This is a genomic window from Loktanella sp. DJP18, from assembly GCF_049310965.1.
In the GTDB taxonomy this organism is placed as follows: domain Bacteria; phylum Pseudomonadota; class Alphaproteobacteria; order Rhodobacterales; family Rhodobacteraceae; genus Loktanella.
Genome location: NZ_JBMERN010000092.1, coordinates 1 through 15,327, shown reverse-complemented (window position 1 = coordinate 15,327; position 15,327 = coordinate 1). Strand labels below are relative to the sequence as shown.

The 15,327-nt window shown below is 61.4% G+C and carries 17 protein-coding genes; 8 read left to right on the top strand and 9 right to left on the bottom strand.

Going from position 1 to position 15,327, the window contains the following annotated elements:
- Positions 1–493: 493 nt before the first annotated feature.
- A complete protein-coding gene (locus tag ACOI1H_RS18825) occupies positions 494–1,795 on the bottom strand; it encodes an NAD(P)/FAD-dependent oxidoreductase (protein WP_422439371.1) in 1,302 nt (433 codons plus the stop codon).
- Complete coding sequence (locus tag ACOI1H_RS18820; RefSeq protein ID WP_422439370.1) at positions 1,795–3,150, bottom strand: glutamine synthetase family protein; 1,356 nt, start codon at positions 3,148–3,150, stop codon at positions 1,795–1,797. The genes ACOI1H_RS18825 and ACOI1H_RS18820 overlap by 1 nt, the downstream gene beginning before the upstream one ends.
- 110 nt (positions 3,151–3,260) lie before the next feature.
- Between ACOI1H_RS18820 and ACOI1H_RS18815 the strand changes: the two genes are divergently transcribed.
- Positions 3,261–3,947 (top strand): GntR family transcriptional regulator, encoded by a 687-nt coding sequence (locus ACOI1H_RS18815; protein ID WP_422439369.1) that lies wholly within the window; start codon positions 3,261–3,263, stop codon positions 3,945–3,947.
- Here ACOI1H_RS18815 and ACOI1H_RS18810 read toward each other — a convergent pair.
- From ACOI1H_RS18810 to ACOI1H_RS18785, 6 genes are all read right to left on the bottom strand, one after another.
- Positions 3,944–4,882, bottom strand: a complete 939-nt coding sequence (locus tag ACOI1H_RS18810; protein WP_422439368.1) for a DMT family transporter — start codon at positions 4,880–4,882, stop codon at positions 3,944–3,946. The genes ACOI1H_RS18815 and ACOI1H_RS18810 overlap by 4 nt on opposite strands.
- On the bottom strand, positions 4,882–5,607 hold the full coding sequence (locus tag ACOI1H_RS18805; RefSeq protein WP_422439367.1) for an SDR family oxidoreductase: 726 nt from the start codon (positions 5,605–5,607) through the stop codon (positions 4,882–4,884). The genes ACOI1H_RS18810 and ACOI1H_RS18805 overlap by 1 nt, the downstream gene beginning before the upstream one ends.
- A 24-nt stretch (positions 5,608–5,631) precedes the next feature.
- Positions 5,632–6,567, bottom strand: coding sequence for a phytanoyl-CoA dioxygenase family protein (locus tag ACOI1H_RS18800; RefSeq protein WP_422439366.1), 936 nt, complete (start codon positions 6,565–6,567; stop codon positions 5,632–5,634).
- Between the two features lie 53 nt (positions 6,568–6,620).
- Positions 6,621–8,216, bottom strand: coding sequence for a TRAP transporter large permease (locus ACOI1H_RS18795; RefSeq protein WP_422439365.1), 1,596 nt, complete (start codon positions 8,214–8,216; stop codon positions 6,621–6,623).
- Positions 8,216–9,028, bottom strand: coding sequence for a TRAP transporter small permease subunit (locus ACOI1H_RS18790; RefSeq protein WP_422439364.1), 813 nt, complete (start codon positions 9,026–9,028; stop codon positions 8,216–8,218). Before ACOI1H_RS18790 ends, ACOI1H_RS18795 begins: the two co-directional genes overlap by 1 nt.
- Before the next feature lie 90 nt (positions 9,029–9,118).
- On the bottom strand, positions 9,119–10,132 hold the full coding sequence (locus ACOI1H_RS18785; RefSeq protein WP_422439363.1) for a TRAP transporter substrate-binding protein: 1,014 nt from the start codon (positions 10,130–10,132) through the stop codon (positions 9,119–9,121).
- Between the two features lie 226 nt (positions 10,133–10,358).
- On the opposite strand from ACOI1H_RS18785, the gene ACOI1H_RS18780 reads away from it, so the two are divergent.
- The 4 genes from ACOI1H_RS18780 (at position 10,359) to ACOI1H_RS18765 (ending at position 13,063) form a co-directional block, all read left to right on the top strand.
- Positions 10,359–11,066 (top strand): GntR family transcriptional regulator, encoded by a 708-nt coding sequence (locus ACOI1H_RS18780; protein ID WP_422439362.1) that lies wholly within the window; start codon positions 10,359–10,361, stop codon positions 11,064–11,066.
- A complete protein-coding gene (locus tag ACOI1H_RS18775; protein ID WP_422439361.1) occupies positions 11,041–11,886 on the top strand; it encodes a fumarylacetoacetate hydrolase family protein in 846 nt (281 codons plus the stop codon). Before ACOI1H_RS18780 ends, ACOI1H_RS18775 begins: the two co-directional genes overlap by 26 nt.
- 212 nt (positions 11,887–12,098) lie before the next feature.
- Positions 12,099–12,548, top strand: coding sequence for a glycosyltransferase (locus ACOI1H_RS18770; RefSeq protein ID WP_422439360.1), 450 nt, complete (start codon positions 12,099–12,101; stop codon positions 12,546–12,548).
- 17 nt (positions 12,549–12,565) lie between these two features.
- Positions 12,566–13,063 carry a glycosyltransferase family 2 protein gene (locus ACOI1H_RS18765; protein ID WP_422439359.1) on the top strand — a complete coding sequence of 166 codons (498 nt, stop codon included), beginning with the start codon at positions 12,566–12,568 and terminating at the stop codon, positions 13,061–13,063.
- A gap of 506 nt (positions 13,064–13,569) precedes the next feature.
- Here ACOI1H_RS18765 and ACOI1H_RS18760 read toward each other — a convergent pair.
- Positions 13,570–13,857 (bottom strand): hypothetical protein, encoded by a 288-nt coding sequence (locus tag ACOI1H_RS18760; RefSeq protein WP_422439372.1) that lies wholly within the window; start codon positions 13,855–13,857, stop codon positions 13,570–13,572.
- On the opposite strand from ACOI1H_RS18760, the gene ACOI1H_RS18755 reads away from it, so the two are divergent.
- The 3 genes from ACOI1H_RS18755 to ACOI1H_RS18745 all read left to right on the top strand — a co-directional run.
- On the top strand, positions 13,816–14,040 hold the full coding sequence (locus ACOI1H_RS18755) for a GNAT family N-acetyltransferase (protein ID WP_422439358.1): 225 nt from the start codon (positions 13,816–13,818) through the stop codon (positions 14,038–14,040). The two genes, ACOI1H_RS18760 and ACOI1H_RS18755, sit on opposite strands and share 42 nt — an antisense overlap.
- 194 nt (positions 14,041–14,234) lie before the next feature.
- Entirely contained in the window at positions 14,235–15,023 is a 789-nt protein-coding gene (locus ACOI1H_RS18750; protein WP_422439357.1) for a polysaccharide deacetylase family protein, read from the top strand.
- On the top strand, positions 15,020–15,327 hold a 308-nt coding region (locus tag ACOI1H_RS18745; RefSeq protein ID WP_422439356.1), incomplete at its 3' end, for a hypothetical protein. The genes ACOI1H_RS18750 and ACOI1H_RS18745, both read left to right, overlap by 4 nt.

Here is a 15,327-nt window from a genome sequence, read left to right as displayed (position 1 = left end):
ACAACTTCCGCGTCATAACCCACGAGAACTTTCGGGTTTTGAAGTAGAGGCAGTATAACGTAGAATTAATTTCGTGGCTAGGTATTCTGGGCAATCATGCATCTTCATGGAAAATGATGATTTTGCGAATGTTTTCGAACTGCGGCAGCAGTCGCCGTCCATGGACGGTCAAGGCCAAGTTAACAACGTCGGAAAGCATTTGCTCCTTGCATCGCACGCGCTTTGCTGGACCGATTCGCCCACGAGCCACGGGCTAGTCCGGAATACATCTGCTCTTCGGCCAGCTTCCTCGGTTACAAGACGATAGCCGAGGCACGTTCACAATTCGGGTCATTGATGGGTTACAACGTCCGACCGGGTTTGATGAACTGCCACATCGCGTTCCCCGGCCCCTGCCCCTCAGACAGCGCGCGCGTCTTGTGATCCAGGGGCGAATAGGGCCGGCCGGAAGCACCTTATCTGAATGAAGCTGAATCGCGTCAATCGATCAGTTTCATAGCCCCAGCCGGTCGCGGACGCCGTAGTACCAAGACCCCAGAACCGAATAGGGCACGCGCAGCGCGCGGCCACCGGGGAAGGGGTACCATTTCAGGCCCGCGAAGACATCGAACCGCGACAGGTCGCCGTTGATCGCCTCGCTCAGGATGCGGCCGAACAGATGGCTGCCCGTCACGCCATGCCCCGAATAGCCGTGCGCGTAATAGGTATTGCTGCCCAGCCGCCCCATCTGCGGCACCCTGCTGAAGGACAGCGCGAAATTGCCCGACCAAGCGTAGTCGATCCGGGCGTCGCGCAGGCGTGGAAACACCTTGTCCATGTTGCGCTTCAGCTTGACCTTGATGTCCTTCGGGTCCGACCCGCCATAGACCGTGCCGCCGCCGAACAGCATGCGCTTGTCCGCGCTCAGCCGGTAGTAGTCGAGGATGTAACGGATATCCTCGATGCAATCGTCGCCGGGCATCAGATCGGCGGCAAGGTCCGGGTCCAGGGGTTCCGTCGCCATGACCTGCGTCGATACCGGCATCACGCGCGGCTCCAGATCGGGGACGGCATGGCCCAGATAGGCATTGCCGCACAGCACCAGCGTCTTGCAGGTGACAGAGCCTTGCGCGGTGCGGACCACCGGCCGCGCTGCCATGGTGTCGGCCGACAGGATCGGGGACATTTCGTGGATCACGCCGCCGAGGGACTCAAAGGCCGCTGCTTCGCCCAACGCCAGGTTCAGCGGGTGCATGTGCCCGCCAGTCCGGTCCAGCAGACCGCCGGCGTAAAGGTCCGACTTCACATGATTGCGCAGCTGGTTGCGGTCCAGCATCACCTGATTGTCGATGCCATAGCTGCGCCACAGCGCCTGCCGCGCCTCGAGTTCCCTCATGTGTGCATCTGTCAACCCGACGAAGACGTTGTTCGGCTTCAGGTCGCACTGGATGTCGTATTTCACTACGCGGTCGCGGATGATCTCGCCGCCTTCCTGCACGATCCCGGCGACGAAGGTGGCGGTGTCGCGGCCATAGCGGCGTTCGATCGTCTGCAACGACGCATTCAGCCCGTTCACGATCTGACCGCCATTGCGGCCCGATGCCCCCCAGCCGACGCGCGCGCCTTCGACGATGACGACCGAATGGCCTTTCTCGGCCAGATGAAGCGCGGTCGACAGACCGGAATAACCCGCGCCCACGACGCAGATGTCGGCCGTGATGTCGCCGTGCACCGGTGGCCGTTCTGGTGACGGGTTGGCCGAGGTGGCGTAGTAGCTGCCCGTATGGTCACCGGTACCGGCATAGGGATGGGTCATTAAACCGTCTCCAGGTAGGTATCGTATTCGAATTCTGTCACATGCCGGTTGAACCGGTGCTGTTCCTGTCGCTTGCAATCCACCAGCATCCGTTGCAATCGCGGCGCATAGATCGACTGGATATGCGCGCCGTTCTTGAAGGCCTGAATGGCAGTCGCCCAGTCCAGCGGCAGGTGGGCCAGTTCCTTTTCCTGCGCATAGGCATCACCGACCAGCGCCTTCGTCGGCTCCCATGCGCCCTCGATCCCCAGCAGCGCACCGCCCAGGATGCTGGCCAGCACCAGATAGGGGTTCGCATCGGCACCTGCGACGCGGTGTTCGATCCGCCGTGCCTTGTGATGGCCGCCCGGAATCCGCACGGCGACGGTGCGGTTTTCATAACCCCAGGCGACTGAGGACGGCGCATGCGTCCCCGGCAGCAGCCGGCGGAAAGAGTTTTCGTGCGGCGCGAAGACCAGCGCGTTTTCCTGCATCGTATGCAAAAGGCCCGCCACCGCGTGCATCATGATCGGCGTGCCTTCTTCGCCGCCGTTGTCAAAGACGTTCTTGCCGTCTTCATCCTCAAGGCTGAAGTGGACGTGAAACCCGCTGCCCGCCCGGTCGCCGTAAGGCTTTGCCATGAATGTCGCGGCAAAGCCGTGCTTGCGGGCAATGCCGCGCACCAGACGCTTGAACAGCACGGCGTCATCGGCGGCCCGCAGGGCGTCGCCGATATGGCGCATGTTAATCTCGAACTGGCCCGCACCGTTCTCGGAAATAGCTGAATCAGCAGGGATGCCCTGCGCATAACACGCTGCATAAACGTCATTCAGGAACTCGTCGAAATGCTCCAGTTCATCCAAAGACAGCGCGCCGTCGCTGTCCAATCGCTTGCCGGTGACAGGCGACAGCGGTGGCTGCGGGATCGTCTCGGTCGGGTCGACAAGATAGAACTCCAGCTCCGTCGCCACCACGGGCGTCAGTCCCTTCTCGGCATAGCGTTTCACCACCGCGTCCAGCGCATGGCGAGGGTCGCCCATGAAAGGGCGGCCGTCTTCGTTATACAACGTCAGAGGGATCAGCGCCGTGGGCCGCGAGGTCCAGTTGATCGGCAGGATGCCACGCCCGGTGTATTGACACACGCCGTCCGCATCCCCCGTCTCGAAGACCAGTGCGGACACCTCGATATCCTCGCCCCAGATGTCCAGACCGGCCAGCGACAGCGGCATCCGCACCGACCCGTTCAGTATCTTTTCCGCCTGTCCCACATCCACCCGCTTGCCCCGCAGGGTGCCGTTCAGATCGCAGATGCAGGCAAAGACGTTTTCGATGTCGGTCTGTTCGTTCAGCCACTGAAGGTCCGCGTGCTTGTCCATCTCAGTAACTCTCGATCAGTTTGATAATTAAGACAGGAATATGATCATATTTTAGTTGTGTCAACGACAGCGATCGGTAAACTGCCGGAAATCCTTGGAAATCCGATATCATGCCCGAAATTCCGGCCCTTTCACTGCCCCCGGGCACCTCCGACCATGAAGAGGTGTATCAGCGCCTGCGCGCCGCGATCATGACGGGCGTCTTTGCACCCGACACCACACTGACCCTCCGCGGCCTGTCCGACGCGCTGGACTGCAGCCAGACCCCCGTGCGCGAAGCTGTCCGCCGCCTGTCATCGGAACACGCCATCGAGGTTCTGGAAAACCGCCGGATGCGCATCCCTGCCATGACGCCGCAGCGGTTCGAGGAGATCCTGTCGCTCCGCATCACGGTCGAGGTCTATGCCGCCCGCCGCGCCCTGCCCTATGTCTCGGAAGTTGCGATTGCCGACATGGCTGAGCTTGACCGCGCCTGCGACGCCGCCATTGCTGCCGGCGATCAGACCGGATTGACGGTGAACAATCAGGCATTCCACCGCCGCCTTTACACCGTAAACCCGCATCAGACCGCGATGCCGGTCATCGAGAGTATCTGGCTGCAACTCGGTCCATTTCAGCGGCTGGTCGTGGATCAAGGGCTGAAATACTATGTGCAGGACCGGCATCGGCAAATCCTCGACGCACTGCGCCGCCGCGACAGCGCTGCGCTAGGCGATGCGATTCTGGCCGACATCACTGACGGCATCGCGATCTCGGGCCGCCGGTTCCTGTCGCGGACAACCTTGTCGAAAGCCTAATTGCCCGGCGGCAACGGGTCCCGGGCGTGAACGTTGGCCGGCGTCACCATCCGCGCCAGCTGCTGTTCCCGGTGCCAGATATAGATGCCCGCGCAGATGATGATAGCACCGCCGCCCAGCGTCCAGACCGTGGGCCATGTGTCGAAGAACACGATCCCGGCCACCCCCGCCAGCACGATCTGGATGTAGATGACCGGGGCGAGGATGCTGGCATCCGCCATCCGGTGTGCGGCGACCGCCAGAATGTGGCCAACCCCGCCGAAGATGCCGATCAAGGCAAAGAACGCCCAGTCCGCGGGTGCTGTCGGCCAGACCCAGCCCGACACCGCAAAAGGCGCAAGGCACAGCGTCGCCAATCCTGCGGACCACAACTGGCTGGTCGCGTTCCGCTCGATCCCGGCCAACATCCGCGTCATGATGAAATACAGCGACGCAAGACACAGCGCGCCCATATTCAGCAACATCGCTGGATGGAAGTTCACCCCCCAGGGCTGCATCACGACGATGACCCCCAGAAAGCCGACGCAAACTGCGACAAGGCGATGCCGCCCGACCTTCTCGCCCAGCATGGGAATGGCCAGCAGCGTCACGACGATTGGCCCTGCGAACATGATGGTCGTCGTCACGGTGATCGGCAGGAACTTCAGTGCCGTGAAGTTCAGGATCGTCGATCCAAAGAGGAAGACCGACCGCATGAATTGCAGCCTTGGCCGCTGCGACCGGAAAGCGCCCGGCCCCTCCTGCGGCAAGAACACGACGACGGCCAGCGCAAAGTGGACAGCATACCGGGCGAAGACGACCTGCAACGCAGGCAGCCCCGCCGTCACCAGCCACTTTGCCGAGGTGTCGATCATCGTGAAGATGCAGACCGTCGCCACCATGACGCCCAGCCCAAGGGCCGTGCGGTCAACCTTGGGCGCGATGGCTTGCGGCATCAGGCCATCGCCCACCCACCGTCGATCACATGCGCCTGGCCTGTCGTGAATGCGCTTTCGTCCCCGCCCAGATACAGCGCAAGGTTCGCGATCTCTTGCGCGGTGCCGATCCGGCCCATTGGCTGGCGGGCGTTGAACTGCTTGCGGGCAGCCTCATAGTCGCCCATCGCTCGCAGGCGATCGTGCAGCGACGGGCTGTCCACGGTGCCGGGACAGATGCAGTTGCACCGCACGCCCTGCGTGACGTAGTCCACCGCAACCGATTTCGTCATGCCGATGACGGCAGCCTTGGACGCGCCATAGATGAAGCGGTTCGGCGCGCCCACGATGCTGGACACGACGCTTGCGATGTTCACGATCGACCCGCCGCCGCGCGCGGCCATCCCCGGCAATACGGCCTGCATGGAGTGGAACTGCGACCGCACGTTCAGGGTCATCGCGAACTCGAACTCATCGTCGGTGCAGGCCTCGATATTGCCTGCATGGACGAAGCCTGCGCAATTCACGAGGATATCGCACTCTGCCTCGGCCACTGCCTTTTGCAGCGCCGCCTTGTCCGTCACGTCCAGCCCGAATGTCGTGGCCCCCGCCAGATCATACAGCGCGTCGGCCTTCAGGTCGGTCGCGATGACGGTTGCGCCTTCGCGCACATAGGTCTCTGCAATCGCCCGGCCGATGCCCTGTGCCGTAGCCGTAATGAATGCGCATTTGCCTTGAAGTCTCACGTTATCGTCCTTTTGTGTTCTGAATCATGCACAGGCAGGTGCGTCCGAGGACCAGCGATGGATCGGGATATGCGCCTGCCCCGCCAGCCGGGCCCGCGCATCGACCCACAGGTCCCGCCAATCGTGCCAATCGTCCAGAACCGGCAGCGTCGCAGAGCGCGCGACGAACTCCGGGAAATGCGACCGTCCCGTCGGCTGGCCGGTCACGTTGTAGCGCACATCAAACGACCAGCGGAACCGGTCCGATACATTGTCGCGTGACGCGTGCGGCGTCAGCGGGTGAAAGATCACGGCACCCCCGGCCTTGACCGGCAAGGGTTTCGCCTGCGACAGATCAAGGCAGCCGTCCGCGATCGCCGTTTGCCGCTTTTGACAGTGTGGATACATCTGAGGCCGACCGGGGATCACCTGCAGGCAGCCGTTGTCCAGCGTCGCATCGGTGATCGCCAGCCAGACCGTGACCATCTGCGTCTGATCGCCCTCTTCCAGCGCCACCGCCCGGTCCTGATGCCAGTCCGTCGCCATGATGTGGGCCCGCGCCTCGCTGTCGCGCAGACCGGTGGCGGGCGGTTTCATCCGGACATGCTGGATGGGGTTGGAGGTTATTTCCGGCCCGATCAGATCCTCGACCACGTCCAGCAGGCCGGGGGCCGTCACCATGTCGAACACTGCCGGGCCGAAGTGGAAGGGCGTGTCAGCGGCGACCTGATCGCCGGGCAGGGAAATGTCCATCGGCTGAAACCAGTCGCAACCGGCGGCGTAGCTTTGCAGCAGCTTGTCAAAGAAGTCGCCGGAGGCAGGCGGTACCCGCCCCTGCCGTTCCCAGTCATCGTATAGCCCGTCCAGCAAGGTCGCATATTCGCCCCTGATCCGGTCCAGCAGCGCCGGTGGCAGCACGTTGTCCACCACCAGATACCCGTCGGTCTCGAACTGCTCTTTCTGCGCGTCGGTCAATCTCATGTCCGCAACCTTTCCAGTGTGTCCACAACGAATTCAACCCCATGCTCGCTTTGCTACAGGAACAGGGTCACGATGGGCGGCCAGATCAGCAGCACGCTCAGTGCAACAAGCTGCAAGGCAATGAACGGCAGGAACCCTTTGAAGATGTCCGTCAGGCTGATGTGCGCGGGTGCCACGGATTTCAGGTAGAACGCGGCGGGGCCAAAGGGTGGCGACAAGAAGCTGACCTGCATGTTCATGCAGAACACCACGCCGAACCAGATCGGGATGAACCGTGCATCAATGGACGACATGAATCCAATTTCCTCGGCTGGCAGACGAAGCACGATGGGCAGGAACACCGGCATGATCAGCAACACGATACCGACCCAGTCCATGAACATGCCCATGATCAGGAAGACGAACATCATCACCAGGATGATCCCCATCGTCGGCAGATCCGCCCCCACGATCAGGTTCGCCACATAGGTCGGCCCGCCGACCAGCGTATAGGCAGCTGCCAAAGCGGCAGCACCGATCGTCACCCAGATGATCGTGCCGGTGGACCGCAGCGTGCGGATCAGACTGTCCCAGACGATGTCGAACGTCATCTCGCGCCGGGCCAGACCGATGACGAAGACGGCGATGACTCCCATGCCGGCCGCCTCGGTGATCCCGGTGATGCCACCATAGATCGACCCCAGCACGACACCGATCACGACAATGGGGGCGATCAGGCCGCGGCCCATGTCCCAGCCCTTTGCAGTCCTCTCGCGGCCCACCACCAAGAGGATCAGCAGCACACACAGGACGCCGGTTCCGACGATCCAGGGAATATCGCTGACCATGCCCAACGGAATCGGGTCCTGCCCGTCGCGGATCGCATTGTCGCCGGTCAGGGTAAAGAACACGGCCCGCACCAGCAGCACACCCGTCACCCAGAGCATGAAGCGCGACAGGAAACCCAGGAACATCAGGCCCTTCTGCCCGCCGCGCGGCTGTCCTTCGACGATCGGGGGCAAGGGGGCCAGCGACGGCTGCAACTGCGTGCGCACGACGATGTAGATCAGAAAGAATGACGCCAGCATGAAGCCCGGCAGGAATGACGCGGTGAACAGCGCCTTGATACTGGTTTCCGTGACCAGCCCGTAGAAGATCAGCACGATCGACGGCGGGATCATCGTCCCAAGACTGCCGGAGGCGCAGATCGTCCCCACCGCGAGGTTCTGGTCATAGCCGAGCCGCAGCATTTGCGGCAGCGCGATCAGTCCCAGCAGCACCACCTCTCCTCCGATGATGCCTGACATGGCGGCCATGATGACCGCCATGACCGATGTGACGACCGCGATGCCGCCGCGCACCTGCGCCAGCCAGACGTTCAAGGACGAATACATGTCGCGGGCGATGCCGGACCGTTCCAGCAACGCCGCCATGAAGATGAATAGCGGGACAGAGATCAGGACGTAATTCGTCATCTGCCGATAGACGGCCTGCCCCAGCACGGACATCGGCCCGCGTCCGAAATCGCCCCACAGCAGGTCCGGCGGAAACTTCAACGATAGCGTCACCACCGCTAGGAAGGCCGAGGCGAAGCCCAGCGGCATCCCGATCGCCAGCAGGGCGAACATGCCCAGCAGCACGATCAGGCTCAGGGTGCCGATATCGACCATTACTTCTGTTCCTCAAGTGTGCGGCGGATGTTATCGATCTCGACCTCGTCGATGTCGTCAGGCGATCCCATCTCGGACGGGTCCTTGTGCCAGTCCGCGATCAGGTTCGATACGGCCTGAATCGCCACCATCACGATGATGATCAGCAGCCCCGGCTTCAGCAGACCGGGAATCGGCGGGTCCCAGGCGGTGCCGAAGGTTTCCATCCGCAAGAAGCGGTTCTCGGCATCGGTGTAGCCGCCCCAGACCAGCGCCACGGCAAAGGCCACGATCAGCAGTACGGATATGCAATCCGACATTTTCTGCGCCCAGCGGGGCATCATGTCATAGATCACGTAGATGCGGATATGGCTGCGTTGCTGCATGGCGTAGAGCCCCGACAGCAGGAACACGAAGGCACCGAGCCACAGACTGAGTTCATTGGCCCACAGCGTCGGTTTGGAGAATACGTAGCGGCTGACGACCTCGTAGAACATCACCAGCACGATGAAGGCCGTCATGATCATCGATAGCCGCCCCAGCACGACCGACAGCAGGTCAAAGAACCCGTCCGGTGGCGTCTCGATCGCACCCTTGGTATCCGACAGGAACACCGACGCGGACAGCAGGGCGAGGCTCAGGCTGATCAGCATGACCTGGACCATGGGGCGACCCGCCGGGCGGATCATCTCGTACATGCCGTAGGCGTCGGCGCTGACGATCTTTTGCGCGATCAGCCAGGCATAAAGCACCAGCGTCAACACGATGAAGGCGACCATCGCCATCTTGATCGGCGCGCGCATTCGGCCCAGCCACAGCGAGTTGTCTGTCATCACATGGTCCCCACCCAGCGCCCCCTGCAAAGGGGTCGAGAAAGGCGGGCCCATGCGTCAGGCCCGCCCCGTGTCGTCGCAGGTGCCGACCTACTCGGCGATCAGACCCAATTGGGTCATGTATTCCTTGTGACTGGCCAACAGTTTGCCGGCCTCCGGCGAACGGGTGCCCCAATCCTCCCAGGCAACCTGCGCTCCCTTGCGGAATGCGGCGCGATCCTCGGGAGACCAGTCATGGAGCGTCACGCCGTCCGCGGTCAGGGCCGCGGCGGCTTCGGCATTGGCTTTCTCGTTCGACAGGGCGATCTGGAAGGACAGCTTCTGCCAGGCGGTGTCGATGATGCGACGCTGGCTTTCGGTCAGGCCGTCCCAGACGGTCTTGTTGCAGGCCAGGTGGTCCGACGGCATCGAATGAAAGCCGGGATAGGTCGCGTGCTGGACGACGTCGTAAATGCCTAGGCCCACGTTGTTCGCGAGGCCCGACGCGTCGGCTCCGTCGATGATCCCGGTTTCCAGCGCGGTGAAGATTTCGGTGAAATCCATCACGATAGGCGTGGCACCCAATTCCTGGAAGATCTCGGTCTCCATCCCCGGCGGCGAACGGAATTTCCAGCCCTGAAGGTCGCTGAGCCCCGCCAGAGGCTTGGACGAGGACATGGATTCCTGACCGTAGATCGACCAGCCGATCAGTTGCATGCCCTGCGCGTTGTAAAGCTCTTGCGCGGCATCATAGCCACCGCCGTAGTACAGCCAGGAATACTGCTGCCAAGGCGTCTCGTAGCCGCCCATGATGTCGCCGACGAACTGGAATGCCGGGTTCTTGCCGGTCTGGTAGGCACCGCCGGTCGCGTCGCAGTCCAGAATGCCGTTGATCGCAGCATCGAAGGTCTCGGTCGTGCCGACGACGGAACTGGAATAAAACATTTCGATCGTCAGGTCGCCGTCCGACATCGTCGTCACGTCATCGGCGAAGGCAGCCAGCAACTTGCCGCTGGGATGTTCCGTCGCATAGTGTGTCGATATCCGCAGGTTCGTCTGCGCGAACGCCGGTGCGGCCAGTGCGGCGACAGCGACGGAAGACAGTATGACTGTTTTGAATGACATTTTCGGTCGTCCTCCCTTGGCATGCCCTCCCGGGTGCCATTTTTCAGTTTCACACACCCTCCCCGGTGCGCAAACGAAGATGGTATACCATCTGGAAAGACGTTAGCGAGGTGATCCTCGACACGCAACAAATTTCGGTATACCAAAATTCGGCGACGGTCCCGGCCCCGTTCCAGTGCCGTCCAGGGGCCTTGCGCCTGCAACATCAGGGAACCGCTGCAACATCATGGCCGACCAGACCCTTCCTGCCCAGATTGCAAATCAGCTGCGGCGCGACATCCTGCGGGGTGTGCTACGTCCCGGTATGTCGATCAAGGAACGCGACAACGCCGAAAAGCTCGGCGTCAGCCGCACCCCCCTGCGCGAGGCGATTCGCATCCTCGCCACCGAAGGCCTGGTCGAATTGCGCCCCGCCCGTAGCCCCATCGTCTCGATGCCTTCGGTCAAGCAGATTTCGGACGAGGTAGAGGTACTGCTGGCGGTGGAAAAGCTGTCCGGCGAGCTTGCCTGCACCCGTGCCACCGACGAGGACATCGCTGCCCTGACTGCCATCGTGCAGGTGATGTCGGATCAATTCGACATCCTCGACGCGGTCGAGATGTTCGAGATCGACATGTCCTTCCACGCAGCGCTAGCCCGCGCGGCGCATAATGAACCGCTTGCCGATATCCACTGCACATTCCTGTCGCGGCTCTGGCGGTCGCGCTTTCTGGCAGCGATCCAGCGCCGCAACCGTGAACGGGTCATCGACCATCACAGCCATATCGTGGACGCCCTGCGCGACCGTGACGCCCCCGCCGTCCGTGACGCCATCGGCGTACATCTTGATCACCTGGCCGAGGACATCATCAACGTCGTCGCCCGCGAAATCGCAGAGGCGTCAGACGGCGCCAACAGAAAGGAAGACCATGAAACTACTTCGCTACGGGCCTGAGGGTCAGGAAAAGACCGGCATCCTGGATGGCGACGGCAAGGTGCGCGACCTGTCCGCCCATGTCCCCGACCTGGCCGGTCCTGCCGTGGCACTGGTTGCATTGGACCGCATCCGCGCCATCGACGTGACCACCCTGCCCGTCGTGGACACACCCGGACGCATTGGATCTTGCCTCGCATGGGTGCCGAACTTCTTCTGCATCGGGCTGAATTACGCCCTGCACGCCGAGGAATCCGGCATGGACAAGCCGAAAGAGCCGATCATCTTCTCCAAGGCGACCTCTGCCTTGTCTGGCCCCAACGACGACGTCGTGATTCCGCGCACATCCCGGAAGGGCGATTGGGAGGTCGAGTTGGGCGTCGTGATCGGCAAGACCGCACTCTATGTCTCCGAAGAGAACGCGCTGGATCATGTCGCCGGCTATTGCACGATCAATGACGTGTCGGAACGCAGCTTCCAGACCGAACGCGGCGGCCAGTGGATCAAAGGCAAATCCGCCCCTACCTTTGGCCCGACCGGTCCCTATCTGGTCACGGCGGATGAGGTGGGCGACCCGCAGACCCTGCGCGTGACTCTGAAGCTGAACGGAAAGACGGTGCAGGATTCCAACACCTCCGACATGATCTTTTCCGTGCGCCAGATCGTCAGCTACATGTCCCAATTCATGGAACTGCGCCCGGGCGACATCATCGCCACCGGCACGCCGTCGGGTGTTGGCATGGGGATGACGCCGCAACGCTTCCTGCGCCCCGGCGATGTGATGGAGGTCGAGGTCGAGGGCCTTGGCGCGCAGAAGCAGACCGTAATCGCGGCGCGGTAGCGCGAATACCGCGTGGCGATTCAGGTCGTCTCGCGGACTTTGCCTACAGGGCGCACCGCAGGCCGCGCGTTTCGAAGCCACGGAACCCTACCCGGGCAAGAAGCGTCGCCAGACGAACCATGGGTCGGTTCATGAAAGCACATCTGCCCAACTTGCACGGCGCGTTGGATCGTGCATAAAGCCTGCGAATTGCAGGAGCCGGATTCTTGGAAATGACTTCGAAGCTTCTCGTCGTTACCGTCAACTATGCCTGTGCCGAAGCGATCCTTGAGGGGATGGATCAGACAGTCGCACAACTGCGTGCCTTTGACGGTGGTGCGCGCTTCTGGATCGTCGATAATCAGTCGCCGGACAGTTCGGCGATCATGCTGCGCGAAGCGATCGCTGCGCGGGGCTGGGGCGATGTCGTCGACGTGATCGATGCCAAGTGCAACAGCGGCTTCGGGGCGGGAAACAACCTGGCCGTACGGCGCGCGATGGCTGAGGATTCGCCTCCGGATTACATTTATTTCTTGAACCCTGACGCGATACCAGCCCCCGGCAGCATTCTGGCCATGACATCTTTTCTTGATGCCACGCCCGCCGCTGGCGTCGTGGGCGGGTTGCTTGAAGGGGAAGACGGCGAATTGCAGGTTCGCTGTTCCGGTTTCCATCATTTCTGAGCGAGGTCGAGCGCGCTTTGTCGCTGACCGTTGTGCGGAAACTTCTTGGTCGTCATCGCATGGCAATTGAAACGCCGAGCGCGCCAGTTCGGGTCGACTGGGTGACCGGAGCGAGCTTCGTCGCGCGCCTGTCGGCATTGCGCCAGTCAGACCTCTTTGACGAACGGTTCTTTCTGTATTGGGAAGAAATCGAACTTTGCCATCGCATCTCGGCGGCAGGCTACGAGATCTGGTGCATCCCGGACGCCCGTGTCTTTCACTCTGGCGGCGTGTCGACCGGCATGCACGTGTCGGAACGCCGCATACCGCCGTACTGGTTTGCGTCCCGCAACCACTTTTTCCGCACAACAGGCCGCGGCGGAAACGTGACACTGCTCAACCTTTCCGTAGCGGCGTCATTGGCAGTGCAGCGCATTCACCGGAAGCTGCGCGGCCAACCGTTGACGCCACCCTACTATTTGCGTGATTTCGTGCGCCATAGCTTCGAGAAGGGACCTCAGGATGACCAAAGGTAATCCGTGACGACAAAAGCGCTCGCACTGTTCATCCACTGTCGATTTCTCCATCTCTTGATGATTGCTTGCAAGGCGCGCGTGAACATGCGGACCAAAGCCAGTTCGAAGTCGCTCCAACAAATATCCGCGCGATGCTGCGTTTTTGCCATGGCAGCGGTCGGCCAGACCCCTCGAACTTCGCTGGATCAACGGAACTCGAGGGTTGATTGACGGTGTGTTTCATGGCTTTGCCGCAGATCTCAAGTTGACCTATGACTGCTAAGTGAAGGGTCATCTTGTGAGACCCACCCGTGTCCGGCATAGTTCGCAAATTATGGACATGATAGTCGAGGCCGGGCATGACGGAATTGAGCCAGGTGAAATGTCATCTTAACCCGGATACGATGGGGCGCAATTTGGGCCTCTTTTATGAGGATTACCCATTGGTCCACATGCCGGTCTGGGCTGTCGAACGACTGTGCGTTCGGTGGAAAACGCGGAGCGACGTCTTTTACGTCGAGGCCCGGTCAGGTTCCGGTGACTTTCTTGGTTTCATCTTTGGCCACTCCCTGGGTGAGCGGCCTTGGAAAACCTTGCTCAGCGACCCGGCGTGGATGACGCCAATGGCCGCATGGCCGGTCGTCGCAAAACGTCTTGCTCGGCATCGGCAGGTCCGAACGTCCGGTGAAAACGACAAAAATCGCTCCTTGCCAGACCTGCCGCCATTTCCCGAAGGCATCCTTCGATCCGAACCCTATCTGAAGGCGGAATTCATGGTGGTAAGACCGCAGTTCAGAGGTATGCGGATCGCGCATCACCTTTACAAGGGTCTGGAAGACGCGGCCCGGAATGCCGGGCTGGGGATGCTGTCGTCCCGGGTATCGGTCCACAATGTGGCGTCTGTGTCCGCGCTGCATCGCGCGGGGTGGAGCGTCTACGTCCAATCGCCCACGACATTGCGGACAATTCGGAAGCTGACGGACGATGCGGTTCGATGAGCCGCTTCAAGAACACGGCCATTCTCCTAAGCGATAGACTGGGTTTACAGCAACTCCTGTCCCCCAATACGGATGCGGGGCTGACAACTATCCTGTTTCACGGGTTCAGGTTTGAGGACGAATCATGGGATGTTGCGCGATCACGGTTGAAAAGGCAGATCGCCTTTCTTGCCACGCACTATCAACCAGTCAGCTTGGCTGACATCTCGACACAGGCAGGCTCGGGTCAAGGCATCGGAAAGGCCCCGCTGCTGGTCACGGTTGACGATGCAAAACGGGACATCATGGAGGTGCATGACCTGTTCAAGGCCGCCGAGATACCGGTTGCACAATTTGTCTGCGCGGGGTGGACGGCGCAGGCATCCGGTCATCACAACGATGACGAAGCGCATTTGCGGGTCACGGCCCATCTGCGGTTCCATGCCCAAAAGGGCGAGACCTTTGATTTTGAGGGGCGGACATACACGCTTGACACCGATGGCAATACGGCGCTGATCGACGCCCTGATCATGAGCGACGATCGCGACACTTGGCTAATAGCTGAAGAGCGGTTGAATTGCCCGCAGCCGGACCAGAACCTCTGCACCTGGTCAGAGTTGCGAGATCTGCGAGATGCGGGGATGACGATTGGCTGCCATTCCGTATCACATCCAAGGATTGCCCGGCAGTCCGCGGTTCGCCGCAAATTCGAGATTGAAGCGTCAAGATTTGGCATCGAGTTGCAACTTGGGCATTCACCCTATTTTGCTTATCCATATGGGACACCGGACAGCCATGATGACAGCACCCTGGCGTGCCTGCGCGCCGCGGGCTTCGTGACGGCCTTCACCACGCGATCGGCGCACCGCAGCAAAGACGATGACCCGCTCGTCCTGCCCCGCATCGCCATGCCGGAGGCGGTGATGCCACAGGCCGTGTTCGAGGCTCGGGTAAAGGGTGCGGGCATCGCCTTGCAGAGGGTCGCGGGATGGATCAAGCCATGACGAGCACACCGTCCACGACCTGCGGAATGACATCCGACCTGCGCGATGCTTGGGCGCAGAGCGAACAGCGTGCCCCTTTCCATGCGGGGAACTGGTCGGACTTCGCATCCTTGGCGGATCAAGAGACACTTGTCTCGACAGGGCCAGCATCGGCTGAGGGCAAGACGTTGATCCTGGCATTCAAACGCGAAAGCCATGTTCACAAGTTCACGGTCGGAGAGCGGTTGCTGGGTTCGATCCGAATACCAGCACTACGTCTGGCCAATCCGTGGCTCGCCGACGGCCATGATCCGAAAGTCGTGGC